Genomic DNA, 16001 nt, shown 5'->3' on the forward strand with positions numbered 1-16001 from the left:
CGCGGTTCCTCGCACCCCGTACGAGCCCCGGAGCCGGCTAGGCCTGGGCCCGGCCCTTCTCCCGTACCTGGGCGAGCCGCTGGACGCCGATGTCGAGGGCCTGCCGGGTGGTGTCGTCGGGGAGGGTGCCCAGGGCGCCGGCGGTGAGGACGATCGCGTCCTCACCGACGCGGACGACGGCGACGTCGAGGGTGAGGGTGGTGGGCTCGGCGGCGGCGTCGGGCTGCGCGGTGAGGGTCATCCGGAGCCCTTGGCGCGCGTCGCCGAGGTCGTGCGGCAGCCCGGCGTCGGTGATCCGGACGGCCTCGGTCCCGGCCGCGGTGGTCTGCGCGGTGAACTGCCCGCAGGTGCGCGGCAGGGTCCGCAGCCAGGCCAGGGTCCGTTCGACGTCGGTGGAGCGGCTCGCGTCGACCTGGTAGCGGAGCTGGGCCGCGTCGTCGCCGTCGTCGAGCGCGGTGGCGGCCCGCGGTCCGGCCGGGGCGCCGAGCAGTTCGTCGGTGTACAGGGACTCCAGGAGGCGCTGGCAGTCGGCCTGGCCAGTGGCCGCCTTGAGCAGCCCGTCGTGCCAGGTGGCGGTGCCGTCGGTCGCGGTCCACGGCACACCGAGGTCGCCCTCGTCGATCAGTGCGGCCTGCGCCTGCTCGACGGTGAGCGCCGGTGTGGCGGACGTGCCGGACGTACCGGGTGAGGCGGCGGGGTCTGCCGGGGCGGCCCGTTCGGCGGTGGTCGCACTGGCGGCCGAGGCGGACGCCTCCGGCGGTTCGGCGGCGGTGCAGGCGGAGACGGCGAGGAGGCCGGCTACGGCGAGACCGGAGGCGATGGCTTTCATGCAGGGGGCCTCTCCAGGACCAGGACCAGGACGCGGGAACAGCGGAACACGTGCTCCCACGCCACCACCCCCCGCCCCGGCCCGCCACCGCTCCGGTCCGTCCGGGTGAGCCTCGTGCGGTGACCCGGGGCGTGGCGATCCGGGGCGGGGCGACCTGGGGTGTGGTGATCCGGGACCGGTGACGGACGGGCCGCCGGGAATCCCGGGTGGCCCGGCCGTCGCGTGCGGGCCGCTACGTGAGGGCCGCGGTCGCCTCGCGGAGTTCGGTCAGGGTGGCGCGGGCCAGGTCGGGGAGGGGGCGGTCGTTCGCCGGGGTGATCCAGCGGGCGAAGGCGGCCGAGAAGGCCTGGGCGCCCAGGTGGGCGGCGAGGGACGCGGTGGGGTCGGGCACGCCGCGGTCGTGCAGGGCCGTGGCCAGTGTCGTGGCGAGGTTGAGGCTCTTGAACGCGGCGCGTTCGCGCAGCTCCCCGTGGCTGCCGATGACCTGCATCAGCCGCGGGCCGAACGCACGCTGTTCCGGGGTGAAGGAGCCGGCCAGGGCGTCCAGGGCGGCGGCCACCACCTCCATCGGGGTCGCCGTGTCCGGCGCCGCCGCGGCTCCCTCGGCGAGCAGACGGCCGTGCTCCTCCTGCCCCGCGAACAGCACCTCGCGCTTGTCCGGGAAGTGCCGGAAGAACGTCGTCTTGGTCAGCCCGGCCCGCTCGGCGATCTGGGCGACGGTCGTGCTGTCGTACCCCTGCTCGCCGAACAGGTCGATCGCGGCTTGCACGAGGCGCAGTCGTGCGTTCGGTTCCCATCGGGCCATGGGGACAGCCTAAGTGATGTGACTCGGTACCGTCACCGGAGTATGGTGACGGTACCGAGTCACATCACCTGTTCCTCCGTCCTGGGGAGAGTGCTGTCATGCGTGTCTTCGTCACCGGCGCGAGCGGTCATATCGCCTCCGCCGTCATTCCCGAACTGCTGAACGCCGGGCACGAGGTCGTCGGCCTCGCCCGGTCCGAGAACTCCGCGTCGGCCGTGAAGGCCCTGGGCGCCGAGGTGCGCCGCGGTGACCTCGCGGATCCGGACGGCCTGCGGGCGGCCGCGGCCGATGCCGACGCGGTCGTCCATCTCGCCTTCGACCACACGGCGATGGCCGCCGGGGACATGGCCGGGGCGGCCGCCACCGACCTGGCCGTGGTGCAGGCCTTCGGCGAGGCGCTCGCCGGGACCGGCAAGGCACTCGTGGGGATCGGCATGGGGCACGGCGACGGCAACGAGCACCTCGGCGCCGCGTACAGCTCCAATCCGCGGATCGCCACGGGGCGGCTGTTCGGTGAGCTCGCCGGACAAGGGGTGCGCGCGGTGCTCGTCGGGATTCCGCCGGTCGTGCACAGTACGCGGGACCGGAGCGGGTTCCTGCCGATGCTGATCCGGATCGCGCGGGCCACCGGCGTCTCCGGCTACGCCGGGGACGGCTCCAACCAGTGGTCCGCCGTGCACACGCTGGACCTGGCCCGGCTCTACCGGCTCGCGCTGGAGAAGGCGCCCGCGGGCGCCGAGCTGCACGCGGCGGCCGAGGAAGGGGTCGCGGTACGCGAGATCGCCGAGGTGATCGGGCGGCGGCTGGGGGTGCCGGTGGAGAGCGTGCCGGAGGACCGGCGCGCCGAGCACTTCGGGTTCTTCGGGGCGTTCGTGTCGCTGGACGTGCCGGTGCGCAGCGGGCGGACCCGGGAACTGCTGGGGTGGCGGCCGGTGGAGGCGGGGCTGCTGGCGGACCTCGACGAGGGGCACTACTTCGAGGGCGAGTAGGCGAGGGGCGAGTGGGCGGGGGCGGGGGCGAGGGGCGGGGAGGCGATCGGGGCGGGTGCCCGGGAGGTGCGGGTGCCCGGGAGGTGCGGCGGATGCCCGGGAGGGGCGGGAGTGGTGGCCGACCGCGCGTTCCGCACCGCCCCCCGGGCGGTTCGGCCCGGTGCCCGCCGGGAGTGTGCCGTGCCTCCTGCGGGCGGCTGACCAGCCGCCCGCAGGAACGTCACGCCCGCTGCGTAGAGTCGGGGCCGACGGAAGGAGCCCCCCGTGACCGGTCAGCCCATCCCTGTGATCATCGACTGCGACACCGGTGTCGACGACGCCCTCGCCCTGCTGTTCGCCGTGCGCCACCCGGGGCTGGAGCTGCGGGCGGTGAGCTGTGTCGCCGGGAACACGGACGTGGACGGGGTGGTCCGCAACACCCTGACCGTGCTGGAGCGGGCCGGCGCCGGCGACGTACCCGTCGCCCGGGGCGCCGAGCGGCCGCTGATCGAGGCGGCGCGGTCGGCGCGGCACGTGCACGGGACGGACGGGATGGGCGATCTCGGGCTGCCCGCGCCCACCCGCCGCCCCGCCGACGTCGACGCCGTCACCCTGCTGCGCCGCGAGATCCTCGGCTCGCCCCGCCCGGTCACCCTCGTCCCCACCGCACCGCTCACCAACATCGCCCTGCTGCTGCGCACCCATCCGGAGGTGACCCGGAACATCGAGCGGATCGTGTTCATGGGCGGCGCGGTCGCCACCGGGAACGCCACCCCGGTCGCCGAGTTCAACGTCTGGCACGACCCCGAGGCGGCCGCCGTCCTGCTCACCGCCGGGGTGCCGATCACCATGTACGGCCTGGACGTCTTCCAGCGGGTCGTGGTGCCCGGCGCGGAGGTACGGCGACTGCGCGCGAGCACGGAACCGGGCGCCCGGCTCGCCGGGGAACTGCTCGCGCACCGGCCCGCGGCCCCCGATCCGGACGGGGGCGACGACGCCGCCGGCGGCCTCGGGGACGCGGGCGCGGTCTGCGCCGTCGCCGACCCGGCGGGCCTCACCACCCGGCTCCTCCCGGTCGAGGTCTCCCTCGCCCCGGGGCCGACCCGGGGCCAGACCGTCGTCGACCGCCGCCCCCGCCCCGGCGAGGCCGAGATCCACGGCGGCGCCCGCGAACAGGCCCTGGTGGACGTGGCGCTGGACGTGGACGTGCCGCGGTACGTGCGGCTCTACCTGGAGACCGTCGCCGGGGGCCGGGACCGATCGAACTGAAAACACCCTTGTCCTGATCCAGCGGGACGGGTGACGCTCATGGGGCGGCCTCGTGGTCGTCGTCCTGACGACCCCGCGCGACCGGCATCACCACCACCCCCGATGACCGACCACCATCGGAGAGAACCCCCCATGCTGCGGGTGTACTTCACGCCCGACGACATCGCGCGGGTGCGCGTCGCCGCCGGGCCGGACCACCTCTGGGAGATCGTCAACAGCTTCCAGGGCCTGTTCGACGACGGCGACGCCGTGTCCTTCGGGCAGTGGCGGAGCCAGGTGCGGCCCCGTCTCGGCGGCCCCGCGGACCGGCTGCTCGCCGGGCTGCTGCCGGGGCGCGGCTACGTACCGGACTTCCTCACGCCCGCCCTCGGCACCGGCCGCGAACTGGCGGCCGCCGTCGACACCGTGCTGGGCGCGTCCCGCACCGTCCTGCGCGAGGACCTCGCCCTGCTCGCCGCCTCCCCCCACCGGCGCCGCCCGTTGCCCGACCTGGCCCGTTCGCTCGCCGACGGCGATCCCGAGGCACTGCGCCGGCTGGGCGACGCCCTGTCCGGCTACCACCGGCGTGCCCTCGCCCCCTTCTGGCCGCAGATCCGCGCCCAGGTCGACGCCGACCGGGCCGCCCGGGCCCGTGCCGTCCTGGCGGGCGGCACCGACGGGCTGCTGGCGAGCTTCGGTCCCGTGCTGCGCTGGCGCCCGCCGGTGCTGGAGGCCGACTACCCGGTGGACCGCGAGATCCGGCTGGACGGGCAGGGCGTGGTGCTGCAGCCCTCCTTCTTCTGCGTGCGCAGACCCGTCACCGTCGCCTTCCCCGCACCCGACTGGACGCCGATGGTGGTCTACCCGGTCGAGCGCGCCCCGGGATGGCTGACCGGCGACGGCGGCCCCGGCGCGGAACTGGGCGCGCTGCTCGGCCGGACCCGTGCCGCCATCCTGGAGGACGTCGTCACCGGCCGGACCACCGGCGAACTCGCCGTGCGGTTCGGCATCTCCGGCGCCGCCGCCAGCCAGCACACCGCCGTGCTGCGCCGGGCCGGCCTGCTGCTCAGCGTCCGGCACCGCAAGTACGTCGTGCACACCATCACCCCGGCCGGGCTCGCCCTGCTCACGGCCCGGCCCCGGCCGCCGGCCCGGCAGCGGCGCGATCCCTGATCGCACCGCCCGCCCCGGCGGGTGGGCGGGCCGGACACCGGCCGACCCTGAAGCCACGGCTTAAACGTGTGGTGCGGCAACGGCGGCCGCGGACAGCCTGGACGGCGTCCACGTCGCCGTTCCTCACAGGGGGTTGAAAAGAATGCGCGGCACACGATCCGTCCTCGGCGTCCTCGCCGCACTGGTGCTGGCGGCCGCGGCCATGTTCGCGGCCGGCTCCGCGGCACAGGCGGCGGGCCGGTCCACGGGCGGCACGGTCATGCACCTGCCGGTGCCCACCCGGGTGGCACCCAGGTCCGCCGAGGCAGTCGCACCCGACATCTCACCGGCCGTCACCACCACCCACCTCGCCTACGGCTCGTCGATCCTCTGCCCCAGCGGCGACCTCTGCACCGCGGTCCAGGACCCGACGACGAACTCCTGGAAGATCTTCTTCCTCTACATCTGCACCACGTACTCGGTGTCCGGCTGGAACGGTGACGGCGACTACGCCGACAGCCAGACCAGCGGCACCTCGTACTTCTACGACAGCGCCTACAACGAGCTGACCCACTTCACCCCGGACGGCGGCATCGACCACACCTTCGGCTGGGACCCGGTCTGGCACATCAAGAACTGCTGAGCCCGCGCGCGGGAACGCCCCGGCCGTCACGACGGCCGGGGCGTTCCCGTGGTACCGGAAGGGATCAGGCGCGGGTCGCCCTGCGGCGCCGGGTCGCGACGACGATCGCGCCGCCGCCGGCCAGCAGCAGCGCAGCGCCGCCGGCGATGTACCCGGTGCTGGAGCTGGCGCCGGTGTGGGCCAGGTCGCCGCCACCGCCGGAGTTGGTGCTCGGGGCGGGTGCCGGGGTGGTCTCCGACTCGGACGGGGAGGGAGAGGCGGTGCCGGTCGCCGAGGTCTCCGAGGGCGTCGCGGTGGGGGTCTTGGCCGGCGGCGGGGTGGCCGGAGTGGACTCGGAGGCGGACGGCGACGGGGAGGACGGCGACGACGGGGACGGCGACGACGACGGGGTCGTCGAGCAGTCCTTCGTACCGCCGTTCCAGGACGCGATCAGCTTGTCCTTGATGACCGCGTGGTCGGGGCCGGCCGGCAGGTCGCCGTGCTCGAAGCCGTCCTTGGCGTCCATGTTCCCGTCGAACTTGGTCGCGCCCCGGTAGAGGTCGATCTGCGCGAAGCAGCCGGCGTCCGGGACCGCGATGTCGAGGGAGTCGGTCTGGCCCTGCTTGACCGTCACCGAGTCGAAGTCGACGAAGATCTGCCGGCCCGAGGTGGCGAAGGAGGGGCCGTGGGCGATGTAGGAGGCGAGCGAGGCGGTGCAGGAGGCGGCGCCGTCGGCGGCGCGGACCTTCAGGTGGACCTTGCCGTCGTCGGTGACCTTCAGGTTCTGGTCGTCGACCTTCACCGAGTCGAAGAAGTTCGAGCCGTCGATCGAGAACTGGCACTTGTCGGTGCCGGTCTCCGTGCCGGCGCCGGTGCCGGGGCTGTAGTGGCCGCCGGACTTCCAGCCGTCACCGCCGGGAGCGCCGTGCGCCCACGCGCCGGACGCGCCGGCGACGGAGGCGGCACACAGGGCGAACGACGCGACGCCCGTCCCCAGCAGGCGGCGCGCGGTGACATGTCTGGCTATGGACATGGAAATCCCATCCGTGGGGTGCTCATCTCTCGCCGGCCCGGCGAAGCCCGTCGCGAGGAGCGGGCGAGCAAGCGGGCGGGCGGTGGAGGGGCAGCGGGAAGCGAAGAAACACCGGGCCCATTGGTCACATGCGCCACGGTGTGCGGCCCATGGTGGTTGGCCCTGCCGAACCCTGTCAACCTGCCTTGGAACAAGGGACGTTCGGGCACCATCACAAGTCCCTCACACAGGGAACGATTGGCTCCGGCCGGTGTGAAGTTTCGCTTTCTCGGCAATCTGGACAGACTTTCCGTCGGTGTTACCTCCGCCCGAAAGGAACGCGCGTGGTCGACCTCTCGTCCAGGAACCCCGACTGGTGGCGTCAGGCCGTGATCTACCAGGTGTATCCGCGCAGCTTCGCCGACGCGGACGGCGACGGGCTCGGTGACCTCAGGGGCGTCGCCGAGCGGCTCTCCCATCTGGCCGCGCTCGGCGTGGACGCCCTGTGGCTCAGCCCGTTCTACCCGTCCGAACTCGCGGACGGCGGCTACGACGTGGCCGACTACCGGGACGTCGACCCGCGCCTGGGCACCCTCGACGACTTCGACGCGATGACCGCCGAGGCGCACCGGCTGGGTTTGAAGGTGATCGTCGACCTCGTCCCGAACCACACCTCGCACCTGCACCCCTGGTTCCGCGAGGCCCTGCTGACCGGCCCCGGCTCCGCGGCCCGGGAGCGCTACGTCTTCCGGCCGGGCCGTGGCGTGCACGGTGAACTCCCGCCCTCCGACTGGCAGTCGGTGTTCGGTGGCAGCGCCTGGCGCCGGGTCCCGGACGGCGAGTGGTACCTGCACCTGTTCGCCCCCGAGCAGCCCGACCTGAACTGGGCGCACGACGAGGTCCGCGCCGACTTCCGCACCACCCTGCGCTTCTGGTCCGACCGGGGCGTGGACGGCTTCCGCGTCGACGTGGCCCACGCGCTGGTGAAGGACCTCGCCGAACCGCTGCGGGACGTCGCGGAGTTCGGCCCGACCGGGGAGGAGGCGCTGGAGCGCGTCGCGCCCGGCACCCACCCCTACTGGGACCGCGACGAGGTGCACGAGATCTACCGGGACTGGCGCAAGATCTTCGACACCTACAGCCCGCCCCGCACCGCCGTCGCCGAGGCCTGGGTGCCCGACGCCCGCCGGGCCCTGTACGCCCGGCCGGACGAACTCGGCCAGGCCTTCAACTTCGAGTACCTGCAGACCCCGTGGGACGCCGAGGCGCTCCGCGAGGTCATCACCGGCTCGCTCGCCACCGCCCGCGCGGCCGGTGCCTCGGCCACCTGGGTGCTCTCCAACCACGACGTGGTGCGGCACGCCTCGCGGCTGGCGCTGCCGCCGGGCACCGACGAGAACGCCTGGCTGCTGTCCGGCGGCCGTACGCCGCACGTCGATGTCTCCCATGGCCTCGGGCGCGCCCGCGCCGCCACCCTCCTCATGCTCGCGCTGCCGGGCTCGTCGTACGTCTACCAGGGCGAGGAACTCGGCCTGCCCGAGGCCGCCGACCTGCCCCTGACCGTGCTCCAGGACCCGATCTGGGAGCAGACCGGCCATACCCGCAAGGGTCGCGACGGCTGCCGGGTGCCGCTGCCGTGGACGGCGGACGGGCCGTCGTACGGCTTCGGCTCCGGCGGCGCCTGGCTGCCGCAGCCGGAGTGGTTCGGGGCGTACGCCGTCGAGGCGCAGGCCGGTACGGCGGGCTCCACCCTGGAGCTGTACCGCTCCGCGCTCAGGCTGCGCCGCAAGCTCCTCGACGGCGAGAGCCTGACCTGGGTCGAGGCGCCCCCGGGCGTGCTGCACTTCGCCCGGACGGAGGGCTGGCGGTGCGTCACGAACGTGTCGGACGCGCCGGTGCCGCTGCCGCCGGGCGAAGTGCTGCTGGCGAGCGTGCCGTTGCCGCATGACGGCACGCTCCCGCCCGACACCACGGTGTGGCTGGGCGCCTGAGGTGGCTCAGCCGGCGGTGGGCGTGGCGCCCGGGGTCACGTTCGCCGCGTTGCCGTCGGCGTTGCCGGTGCCGACACCGGCACCGCTGCCCGTGAAGCCCTTATCGCCCGGGAGGGCCGGCGGGCTGGTCGTGCTGTTGACCGGCGGGGTGAGGACGACCTGCGGCTGACCCGCGTCCGGCGGGGGCGGGGTGAGGTCGACCGAGGGCAGCTTCGGCGGGGTCGTCTCCTGGAAGAGCACCGACGGGAAGTCGACCAGGCCGGTCTGCTCCATCACCGTGATGTGGTCGAGCACCGTGGCGTTGGCCTGGTCGGCCAGGATCCGCACCAGGGTGTTCCGGGTGGTGGAGCGGATCTTCGCGATCGTGTTGAAGATCGAACCGTGCGTCACGCGCAGGATGTTGGCGAAGTCCGTGTCGAACTTCTTGCCGGTGTCCGCGGTCAGGGTGTTGACGAACCCCTGCTGCTGGGGAGAGGGCAGGTTGGGGATGGTGATGTTGAGCATCGGCGCGATCTTGCGGCAGCTGGCGTCCAGCGCGGCGTGCCCGTCGATCAGGTGCTTGCTCGCCGTGAGGACCGCCTGGGACTGCCCCTTCTTCAGGCCGAGCTGGCCCACCGGGTACTCCCACAGCCCGGCTGCCCGCACCTTCACCACGAAGTCCCGGTCGCCCTCGGTCAGCGGCCCCCACTGGGTGTTGGCGATCACCCGGTTGGTGTCGCTGGACACCGTGTTCAGGCCCAGCATGCTCGGATAGGCGAGGGCCGCGAGGGTGAAGCTCAGGGCTCCGCCAACAAACAGAGTTCCCGTCGCGTTCCGCGAAAAGCGCACCAGTGCCTCCTGCCGGTCGGGGTCCCGCGCAGGGGCGGGGTCGGACGCCGGTGAATACGGACGGGGATGCCATCGGAAACCTTTTGGTTTGGTAAAGAACTTGTGAGGGTCGGCCCTGCCGGGGGAGCCGTCGTCCCATGTCCTGGCCACGAGAGGGTGATGGTTCCGCCAGGTGAGAGTGGTCATGACAAAGTCGCGGGCAGGCTTCGCCGCATGCCCCCACAGTCATCCCCCCGCATCCCCCGCCCGCCCGCCGGACCGGCCGGCCGGGGCCCCGCCGCGCGTCCAGCCCTGCCCGTGCTGCCCTACCGCAAGCCCACCAGGGGCCGCGACTACTGGGTCCTCGACGACGTCCTCCCCGACGTGGACGCCGTACGGGAGCGGTGCCTGGCCAAGGACGACTGGGTCCAGGGATACCCGTACACCTCGGAGACCTGGCCCGGACTGCGCACCATGCCCGGTCTGGAGCCCGCCGAACTCGCCGTCGTGGAGGAACTGGTGCGGAAGGCCACCGGCGCCCGGAAGCTGTGGGTGCAGCAGGCGCCCGGCGGCGGCACCCTCAACCACAACTGCGTCCAGGTGGTCGGCGAGGGCGAGAGCGAGCCGCGCCCGCACACCGACTCGCGGGCGCTGTGCCGGTACGCGGCGGTGCTGTACCTCAACCCCGGGGTGGCCAAGGACTGCGGCACCGCCTTCTACCGCCAGTCGCTGCCCGGCGGCCGGCTCGGCGGCAACATCGTGCAGGCCCCGCACAACAACCTCGTGGAGGCGCTCGGCACCCGGTTCGTGCCCGGCGACCACTTCGAGGAGGACGTCCGCGTCCCGCACCGGTACAACCGGCTGCTCCTCTACAACGCCAACCTCGTGCACAGCGCGACCGGTTACGCCGGGAAGACGCTGGAGGAGAAGCGGATGACGGCGGTGTTCTTCTGGATGGCGTGAGCGGGCCCGTCCGTAACAGCGGGCGTGACACGACCACGACGGGCCCGTGACGGCGATCCCCGAACTTCCCCTGCGGGGCCCGCATCGAAAGGGGTGTCCGGCAGAGAGCCGGGGAGGACACCACCGCTGGGGGATCCCATGTCGAAGCTTCGCAACCGCCGCACGAACGCCCGCAGGACCGCCGTCGCCGTGACCGGCGCCGCCGCGCTGCTGGCCGTGCTGACCGCCTGCAACGGCACCGCGACCGGCTCCGTCAGCGCCGACGGCGGTTCGGCGGCCCCGGTGGCCGGCGACTCCGCGACGGCCACCGGCTCGACGGGCGGCTCCGGAAGCGGTTCGTCGGGCAGCGGTTCCTCGGGCTCCGGTTCGTCGGGCGGCAGTTCCGCCGGCACGGGGGGCAGCGCCTCGGGCTCGTCGGCGTCCGGCGGCGGTTCGGCGTCCTCCGGCGGTTCCCAGGCCACCGGCTCGGTGCCCGCCTGCCAGGCCGCCCAGCTCGGCTACTCCTGGGCCGACCCGGGCAGCGGCACCGGCCAGCAGAAGCACGCGGTCGTGGCGCTCACCAACAAGAGCGGCCACTCCTGCACGCTGTTCGGCTTCCCGGGCGTCGACCTGGTCAACAGCGGTCAGCAGTGGTCGCTCCCGCGTACGAACGCCACCCCGAAGCGGGTCACCGTGGCGAACGGCACCTCCGCCGACTTCCCGATCACCTTCCTGGTGCCGGCGCAGGGCGACTCCCGTGACTTCACGCCGACCACCGTCGTCGTCACCGCGCCGAACCAGCGCACGTCGTTCGACCTGCCCTGGCACGGCGGCGCCGTGGTGCTCCAGGACGGCGCCACCCACCCGGGCACCTTCATCGGTCCGGTCGGCGGGTGACCACCGGCACCTCGCCTCACCCCGCGTCGCCGGCGCAGCGGAAGCCGGTGTGGCCGGTGGAGCTGTCGGGGGTGTCGGCGGTGCGGGCCGCGACCCGGCAGCGGTGGCAGGAGGAGGCGTGGCAGAGGTGCGAGCCGCCGCGGATGACACGGGCGGTGCCGGCCTCCGCCGGGCGCCCGGGCCCGGTCGTCCACCGGTCGGCCGAATCGACGGGTGCCGGGCGCGGAGTCGTCGTGGCGCCCGCTCCGGCCCGCGATAATCGCCCCATGCCACCCTCCTCGGCCGTCGCCGCGTGAACGTCACCCATCTGCACCGCCGTCTGCTGCCCGACCTGCTGTCGGCCGGTGCCGAGTACCGCCTGGCGCTGACCGGTGACTACGCGGCCCAGGCCCACGGCCTGTTCGACCGTCCCGGCCGGACCGTGGACGCGGCCACGCAGAGCCCGGCCCCCATGCCGGCGATCGCCGGGACGGTCGCGAGCGGCCTGCGCGAACGCGGCTGGCGGGTCGAGGCCCGCGAGACGGACCCGCTCTCCGCACAGCTCGTCGTCGCCGACGCGGTCGCGGAGGAGGAGGGCGAGGTCGACCTCCTCAAGGAGGCCCTCTGGCACCCGCCGGTCCGGACCGAACTCGGCCTGACCCTCGCTCTCGAGGACGTGGTCGGCATGCGGGTGTGGGCGCTGACCGACCGCGGCCTGCCCCGCGACCTCCTGGTCGTGCGGGCCGCCGCGGACCGCTGGACCCTCCCCGATCTGGAGGACCTCGGTCGCCGGCACGCCCGCGACACCTTCGACCTGGCCGACCTCCAGTCCCGCCTGACCGGCACGGACTGGATCGACGACCGTGAGTTCGCGCAGCACGGCGCCGACGCCGGGGAGATCACCGCCCTCCGGCACTGGGCCCAGGCCTGGGCCGACGACATCGCGGAGCGCCTGATCGAGGGCCGGCCGCCGGAGGACTGACGGACGGGTGCCGTCAGGCGGGCTGCCACAGTTCGATGCGGTTGCCTTCCGGGTCGGTGACCCAGCCGAAGCGGCCCACGCCGTCCATGTCCTGGGTCTCCGCGTCGACGTCCGCACCCTTGGCGCGCAGCTGGGCGAGCATGGCGTCCAGGTCGCGGACCCGGAAGTTGAGCATGGTCCGCTGGGCGGGGGAGCCGAAGTAGTCGGTCCCGGACTCGAAGGCCGCGAACACCGTCGGCCCGGCCGGCTGCTGCCACAGGCCGTGGTCGTCGATGTCCAGGCCCAGGCAGTCGCGGTACCACGCCTGCTGGGCCGCCGGGTCGGCGGAGCGCAGGAAGTACCCGCCGATTCCGAGCACACGTTCCATGCCGTCATCCTGCCAAGGACGGGGACGGCACGCACGTGTGAAGTCGGGGGGTGTGCGGTACGGACGTAGGTGCAAGCGTGCCGAGCCGGCCGTGTCAGCCTTGTCGCCCGTCGGGAGTCGTCGTGAGCAGTGTTGCCATCGTGGGGGCCGGACCCGGTCTGGGGGCCGCCGTCGCCCGGCGGTTCGGGCGGGAGGGGTTCGCGGTGGCGCTGCTGGCGCGGGACGGCGAGCGGCTCGACGCGCTGGCCGGGGAGCTGGCCCGGGAGGGTGTCCGCGCCCGTGGGTTCGCCGCCGACGTCAGGGACCCGCTCGCCCTCGCGGGGGCGCTGGCGCGGGCCGCCGAGGAGCTCGGGACCGTGGAGGTCCTGCAGTACAGCCCGGTACCGCAGCGGGACTTCATGCTGCCGGTCCTGGAGACCACCCACGCGGACCTGACCGGACCCGTCGAGTTCTCGGTGTACGGGCCGGTCGCCGCCGTCCAGCAGGTGCTGCCGGGCATGCGGGAACTGGGGCGGGGGACGATCCTGCTCGTCAACGGCGGTACGGCTGTCATCCCGCACCCCGACCGGGCCGGGACCTCCATCGCCTTCGCCGCGGAGAGTGCGTACGGGCACCTGCTGCACGACCGGCTCGCGGGCGAGGGCGTGTACGTGGGGCAGCTGATCATCCCGGGGGCCATCGTCGCCGGGCACCCGCGCAAGGACCCCGCCGTGCTCGCCGACGCGCTGTGGGGGATGCACCGCGACCGGCACGGGTTCCGGCACTACGCCGACGACCTCGACGGATAGAACGGGCAAAGCGGGGCGGTAGGGGGCCCGTCGGGCGGGATGGGCCGATCTGCGCGAACATCATTTGTGGGCCAATATGGTGTTCGGCCTGATTGCTCCTCTCAGGGAGTCAGCGATGGCTAAAGGGGGCCAGCGATGGCTGTGGAAATACCTCCGCTCCTCAAGCCCTCCCGGCTCAGAAGCCGTGGAGGCCTGCTCGGTGAGTGCCTGGCAGAGTTTCTCGGGACCTTCGTCATCCTCGCGTTCGGAGCCGGTTCCGTCGCGATGGCGGTGGCCGCGCTGCCCGGGTCGGGCCGGGCGGAGACCCCCACGACGATCTTCCTCGCCGCCGGTGACTGGCTCCTGATCGCCTGGGGCTGGGGCCTCGCCGTGACCTTCGCCATCTACGTGGCCGGCGGGGTCAGCGGAGCCCATCTGAACCCGGCGGTGACGCTCGCGTTCGCCGTGCGCCGCAGGTTCCCGTGGGCGAAGGTGGTGCCCTACTGGGCGTCGCAGGTGCTGGGTGCCTTCGCCGGGGCCGCGCTGGTCTTCCTCGTGTACCACGACGCGATCAACGCGTTCGACGCCGCGTCCAATCCGCCGAAGGTGGGCGGGCACACCGAGGCCACCTTCTCCATCTTCGCCACCTTCCCCGCGCCCTACTTCCACGGCGGGATCTGGGGGCCGCTGATCGACCAGATCGTCGGTACGGCCTTCCTCGTCATGTTCGTCGTCGCCGTCGTCGACCTGCGCAACACGGCCGTCGGTGCCAACCTCGGCCCGTTCGTCATCGGCCTGGCCGTCGCCGCCATCGGCATCTCCTACGGGGCGAACGCCGGCTACGCCATCAACCCGGCCCGCGACTTCGGCCCGCGGGTGCTCACCTGGCTGGCGGGGTGGAAGAGTCTCGCGTTCCCGGGCAACGGGGCGACGTTCAGCGGGTACTGGTGGATCCCGATCGTCGGGCCGCTGGTCGGCGGTGTGATCGGTGTGCTGGTCTACGACCTGTTCGTCGGCGACGTCCTGCACGCCCGGCTGAAACTGGGCGAGTTGCCGGAGCCGGGCCGGACCCGCCCGACCACCGACGGCTAGGCGGCACCTGACGGAGCCCTGCTCGCCCAGGTGCTCCACCGGCTCCCGCCCCTTGGGCGAGCCGCGACAAGCCGGCGCCGGGGCATTCGAAGGGGCGCGGGGAACCACGCGACCGGCCACGACGCGGCCGCGGACGAACGAGGCTGCGGACGCGGTGGCGGGCGGCCGTGCCGGAATCCGGCAGGCGCGGGCCGTTCACGTCGTTTTCCTGCGTTCCGGCGCGAAGTCCGGTCACGAGGTTGATCCTGATCCTGACTCGGCAGCCACGCGACGCACACACCCCGGGAGACGACGACATGAGCACCAGCCCCCTCCTGACCGGCCTGAGCGACCGGCTCCCCGAACTGCAGGCGCTCTACGAGGACCTGCACGCGCACCCGGAGCTGTCGTTCGCCGAGGAGCGGACGGCGGCCGTCGTCGCGGGACGGCTGCGCGAGCAGGGCTGGGAGGTCACCGAGGGGGTCGGCGGCACCGGGGTGGTCGGGGTGCTGGCCAACGGGGACGGGCCGGTGGTGCTGGTGCGGGCCGACATGGACGCGCTGCCGGTCCAGGAGGAGACCGGGCTGCCGTACGCCTCGAAGACCGCAGGCGTGATGCACGCCTGCGGGCACGACCTGCACGTCGCCTGCCTGCTGGGGGCCACCGGGCAGCTGGCCGCCGGACGGGCGGGCTGGCGGGGGACGGTGGTCGCGGTGTTCCAGCCGGCCGAGGAGGTGGGCGGGGCGCCGAAGATGCTCGCGGACGGGTTCGCCGAGCGGTTCCCGCGGCCGGACGTGTGCCTGGCCCAGCACGTGGCGGCGGCGCCCGCCGGGCTGGTCGGGACCCGGGCGGGGGCGCTGATGGCGGGCGCGGACAGCATCCGGGTCACGCTGTTCGGGCGGGGCGGGCACGGCTCCACGCCGGAGGCCACCGTCGACCCGGTGGTGCTGGCCGCCGCGGTCGTGATGCGGCTGCAGACCGTGGTCTCCCGCGAGGTGGGCGCGAACCAGCAGGCGGTCGTCACGGTCGGCTCGATCCACGGCGGGACGAAGGAGAACATCATCCCGGACAGCGTCGAGCTGAAGATCAACGTACGGACCACCACGGCGGCCGTCCGGGACCGGGTCCTGGCCGCGGTCGAGCGGATCATACGGGCCGAGGCCGCCGCCTCCGACGTGTCCAGGGAGCCGGAGATCGTCCCCATCGACTCCTTCCCGGTCACCCACAACGACCCCGCCGCGACCGCGTCCGTGCAGGCCGCGCTGGCCGGCGAGTTCCCGGGCCTCACCTTCGAGCTGACCTCACCGGTCCCCAACAGCGAGGACTTCGGGGCCTTCGGTACGGCCCTGGGCGTCCCCTCGGTCTTCTGGTTCGTCGGCGGCGCCGACCACAGGCTCTACGAGGGCGTCGACCTGGAGGCCCTGGTCCGCGACGGCATCCCCCCGCAGATCCCCTCCAACCACTCCCCGCACTTCGCCCCCGTCCCCGACCCGACGATCGAGACGGGTGTGCGCGCCCTCCTCGCGGCCGCCGCCCACTGGCTCGCCCCCTGACGCCCCGCC

At 73.7% G+C, this 16001-nt stretch carries 16 protein-coding genes and 1 pseudogene; 11 read left to right on the top strand and 6 right to left on the bottom strand.

Translation table 11 applies throughout. From position 1 onward, the window contains the following. Positions 1-37: 37 nt before the first annotated feature. A complete protein-coding gene (locus tag AB0472_RS06685) occupies positions 38-829 on the bottom strand; it encodes a hypothetical protein (RefSeq protein WP_366353962.1) in 792 nt (263 codons plus the stop codon). Between the two features lie 232 nt (positions 830-1061). After that, positions 1062-1634: a helix-turn-helix domain-containing protein gene (locus AB0472_RS06690; protein WP_366353964.1), complete on the bottom strand. Its 573-nt coding sequence runs from the start codon at positions 1632-1634 to the stop codon at positions 1062-1064. Positions 1635-1732: 98 nt separating this feature from the next. On the opposite strand from AB0472_RS06690, the gene AB0472_RS06695 reads away from it, so the two are divergent. From AB0472_RS06695 to AB0472_RS06710, 4 genes are all read left to right on the top strand, one after another. Beyond that, positions 1733-2623: an SDR family oxidoreductase gene (locus AB0472_RS06695; protein ID WP_366353966.1), complete on the top strand. Its 891-nt coding sequence runs from the start codon at positions 1733-1735 to the stop codon at positions 2621-2623. 264 nt (positions 2624-2887) lie between these two features. Beyond that, the gene (locus tag AB0472_RS06700; RefSeq protein WP_366353968.1) at positions 2888-3871 is read left to right on the top strand and encodes a nucleoside hydrolase; all 984 of its coding nucleotides are present in this window, start codon (positions 2888-2890) and stop codon (positions 3869-3871) included. 102 nt (positions 3872-3973) lie between these two features. Further along, entirely contained in the window at positions 3974-5023 is a 1050-nt protein-coding gene (locus tag AB0472_RS06705) for a transcriptional regulator (protein WP_366353970.1), read from the top strand. A 142-nt stretch (positions 5024-5165) separates the two neighbouring features. Further along, positions 5166-5645, top strand: a complete 480-nt coding sequence (locus AB0472_RS06710; protein ID WP_366353972.1) for a hypothetical protein — start codon at positions 5166-5168, stop codon at positions 5643-5645. 64 nt (positions 5646-5709) lie between these two features. Here AB0472_RS06710 and AB0472_RS06715 read toward each other — a convergent pair whose 3' ends face one another. After that, a complete protein-coding gene (locus tag AB0472_RS06715) occupies positions 5710-6657 on the bottom strand; it encodes an LAETG motif-containing sortase-dependent surface protein (protein WP_366353973.1) in 948 nt (315 codons plus the stop codon). A gap of 323 nt (positions 6658-6980) precedes the next feature. On the opposite strand from AB0472_RS06715, the gene AB0472_RS06720 reads away from it, so the two are divergent. After that, positions 6981-8627, top strand: coding sequence for a glycoside hydrolase family 13 protein (locus AB0472_RS06720; protein ID WP_366353975.1), 1647 nt, complete (start codon positions 6981-6983; stop codon positions 8625-8627). A 6-nt stretch (positions 8628-8633) separates the two neighbouring features. On the opposite strand, the gene AB0472_RS06725 is transcribed toward AB0472_RS06720, so the two are convergent. Further along, a complete protein-coding gene (locus AB0472_RS06725; protein ID WP_366353976.1) occupies positions 8634-9455 on the bottom strand; it encodes a DUF4142 domain-containing protein in 822 nt (273 codons plus the stop codon). Between the two features lie 297 nt (positions 9456-9752). On the opposite strand from AB0472_RS06725, the gene AB0472_RS06730 reads away from it, so the two are divergent. Both AB0472_RS06730 and AB0472_RS06735 read left to right on the top strand, forming a co-directional pair. Continuing rightward, positions 9753-10397, top strand: coding sequence for a DUF6445 family protein (locus AB0472_RS06730; RefSeq protein ID WP_366354076.1), 645 nt, complete (start codon positions 9753-9755; stop codon positions 10395-10397). 138 nt (positions 10398-10535) lie between these two features. Continuing rightward, entirely contained in the window at positions 10536-11273 is a 738-nt protein-coding gene (locus AB0472_RS06735) for a DUF4232 domain-containing protein (protein ID WP_366353978.1), read from the top strand. A 16-nt stretch (positions 11274-11289) separates the two neighbouring features. Here the strand turns inward: AB0472_RS06735 and AB0472_RS06740 are convergent. Then, positions 11290-11445 (bottom strand): annotated as a pseudogene (locus AB0472_RS06740) (SUMF1/EgtB/PvdO family nonheme iron enzyme); the annotation flags it as partial. Positions 11446-11565: 120 nt separating this feature from the next. Between AB0472_RS06740 and AB0472_RS06745 the strand changes: the two are divergent. Next, positions 11566-12234 (top strand): hypothetical protein, encoded by a 669-nt coding sequence (locus AB0472_RS06745; protein ID WP_366353979.1) that lies wholly within the window; start codon positions 11566-11568, stop codon positions 12232-12234. A gap of 13 nt (positions 12235-12247) precedes the next feature. Here AB0472_RS06745 and AB0472_RS06750 read toward each other — a convergent pair whose 3' ends face one another. Further along, positions 12248-12601 carry a VOC family protein gene (locus AB0472_RS06750; protein ID WP_366353981.1) on the bottom strand — a complete coding sequence of 118 codons (354 nt, stop codon included), beginning with the start codon at positions 12599-12601 and terminating at the stop codon, positions 12248-12250. A gap of 122 nt (positions 12602-12723) precedes the next feature. On the opposite strand from AB0472_RS06750, the gene AB0472_RS06755 reads away from it, so the two are divergent. The 3 genes from AB0472_RS06755 to AB0472_RS06765 all read left to right on the top strand — a co-directional run bounded on the left by AB0472_RS06755 (position 12724) and on the right by AB0472_RS06765 (position 15992). Continuing rightward, positions 12724-13389, top strand: a complete 666-nt coding sequence (locus tag AB0472_RS06755) for an SDR family NAD(P)-dependent oxidoreductase (protein ID WP_366353983.1) — start codon at positions 12724-12726, stop codon at positions 13387-13389. Between the two features lie 135 nt (positions 13390-13524). Further along, on the top strand, positions 13525-14460 hold the full coding sequence (locus AB0472_RS06760) for an MIP/aquaporin family protein (protein WP_366353985.1): 936 nt from the start codon (positions 13525-13527) through the stop codon (positions 14458-14460). A 296-nt stretch (positions 14461-14756) separates the two neighbouring features. After that, the gene (locus AB0472_RS06765) at positions 14757-15992 is read left to right on the top strand and encodes an amidohydrolase (RefSeq protein WP_366353987.1); all 1236 of its coding nucleotides are present in this window, start codon (positions 14757-14759) and stop codon (positions 15990-15992) included. Positions 15993-16001: the final 9 nt, after the last annotated feature.

The sequence above is a fragment of the Streptomyces sp. NPDC086777 genome (genome assembly GCF_040702065.1).
GTDB lineage: Bacteria > Actinomycetota > Actinomycetes > Streptomycetales > Streptomycetaceae > Streptomyces.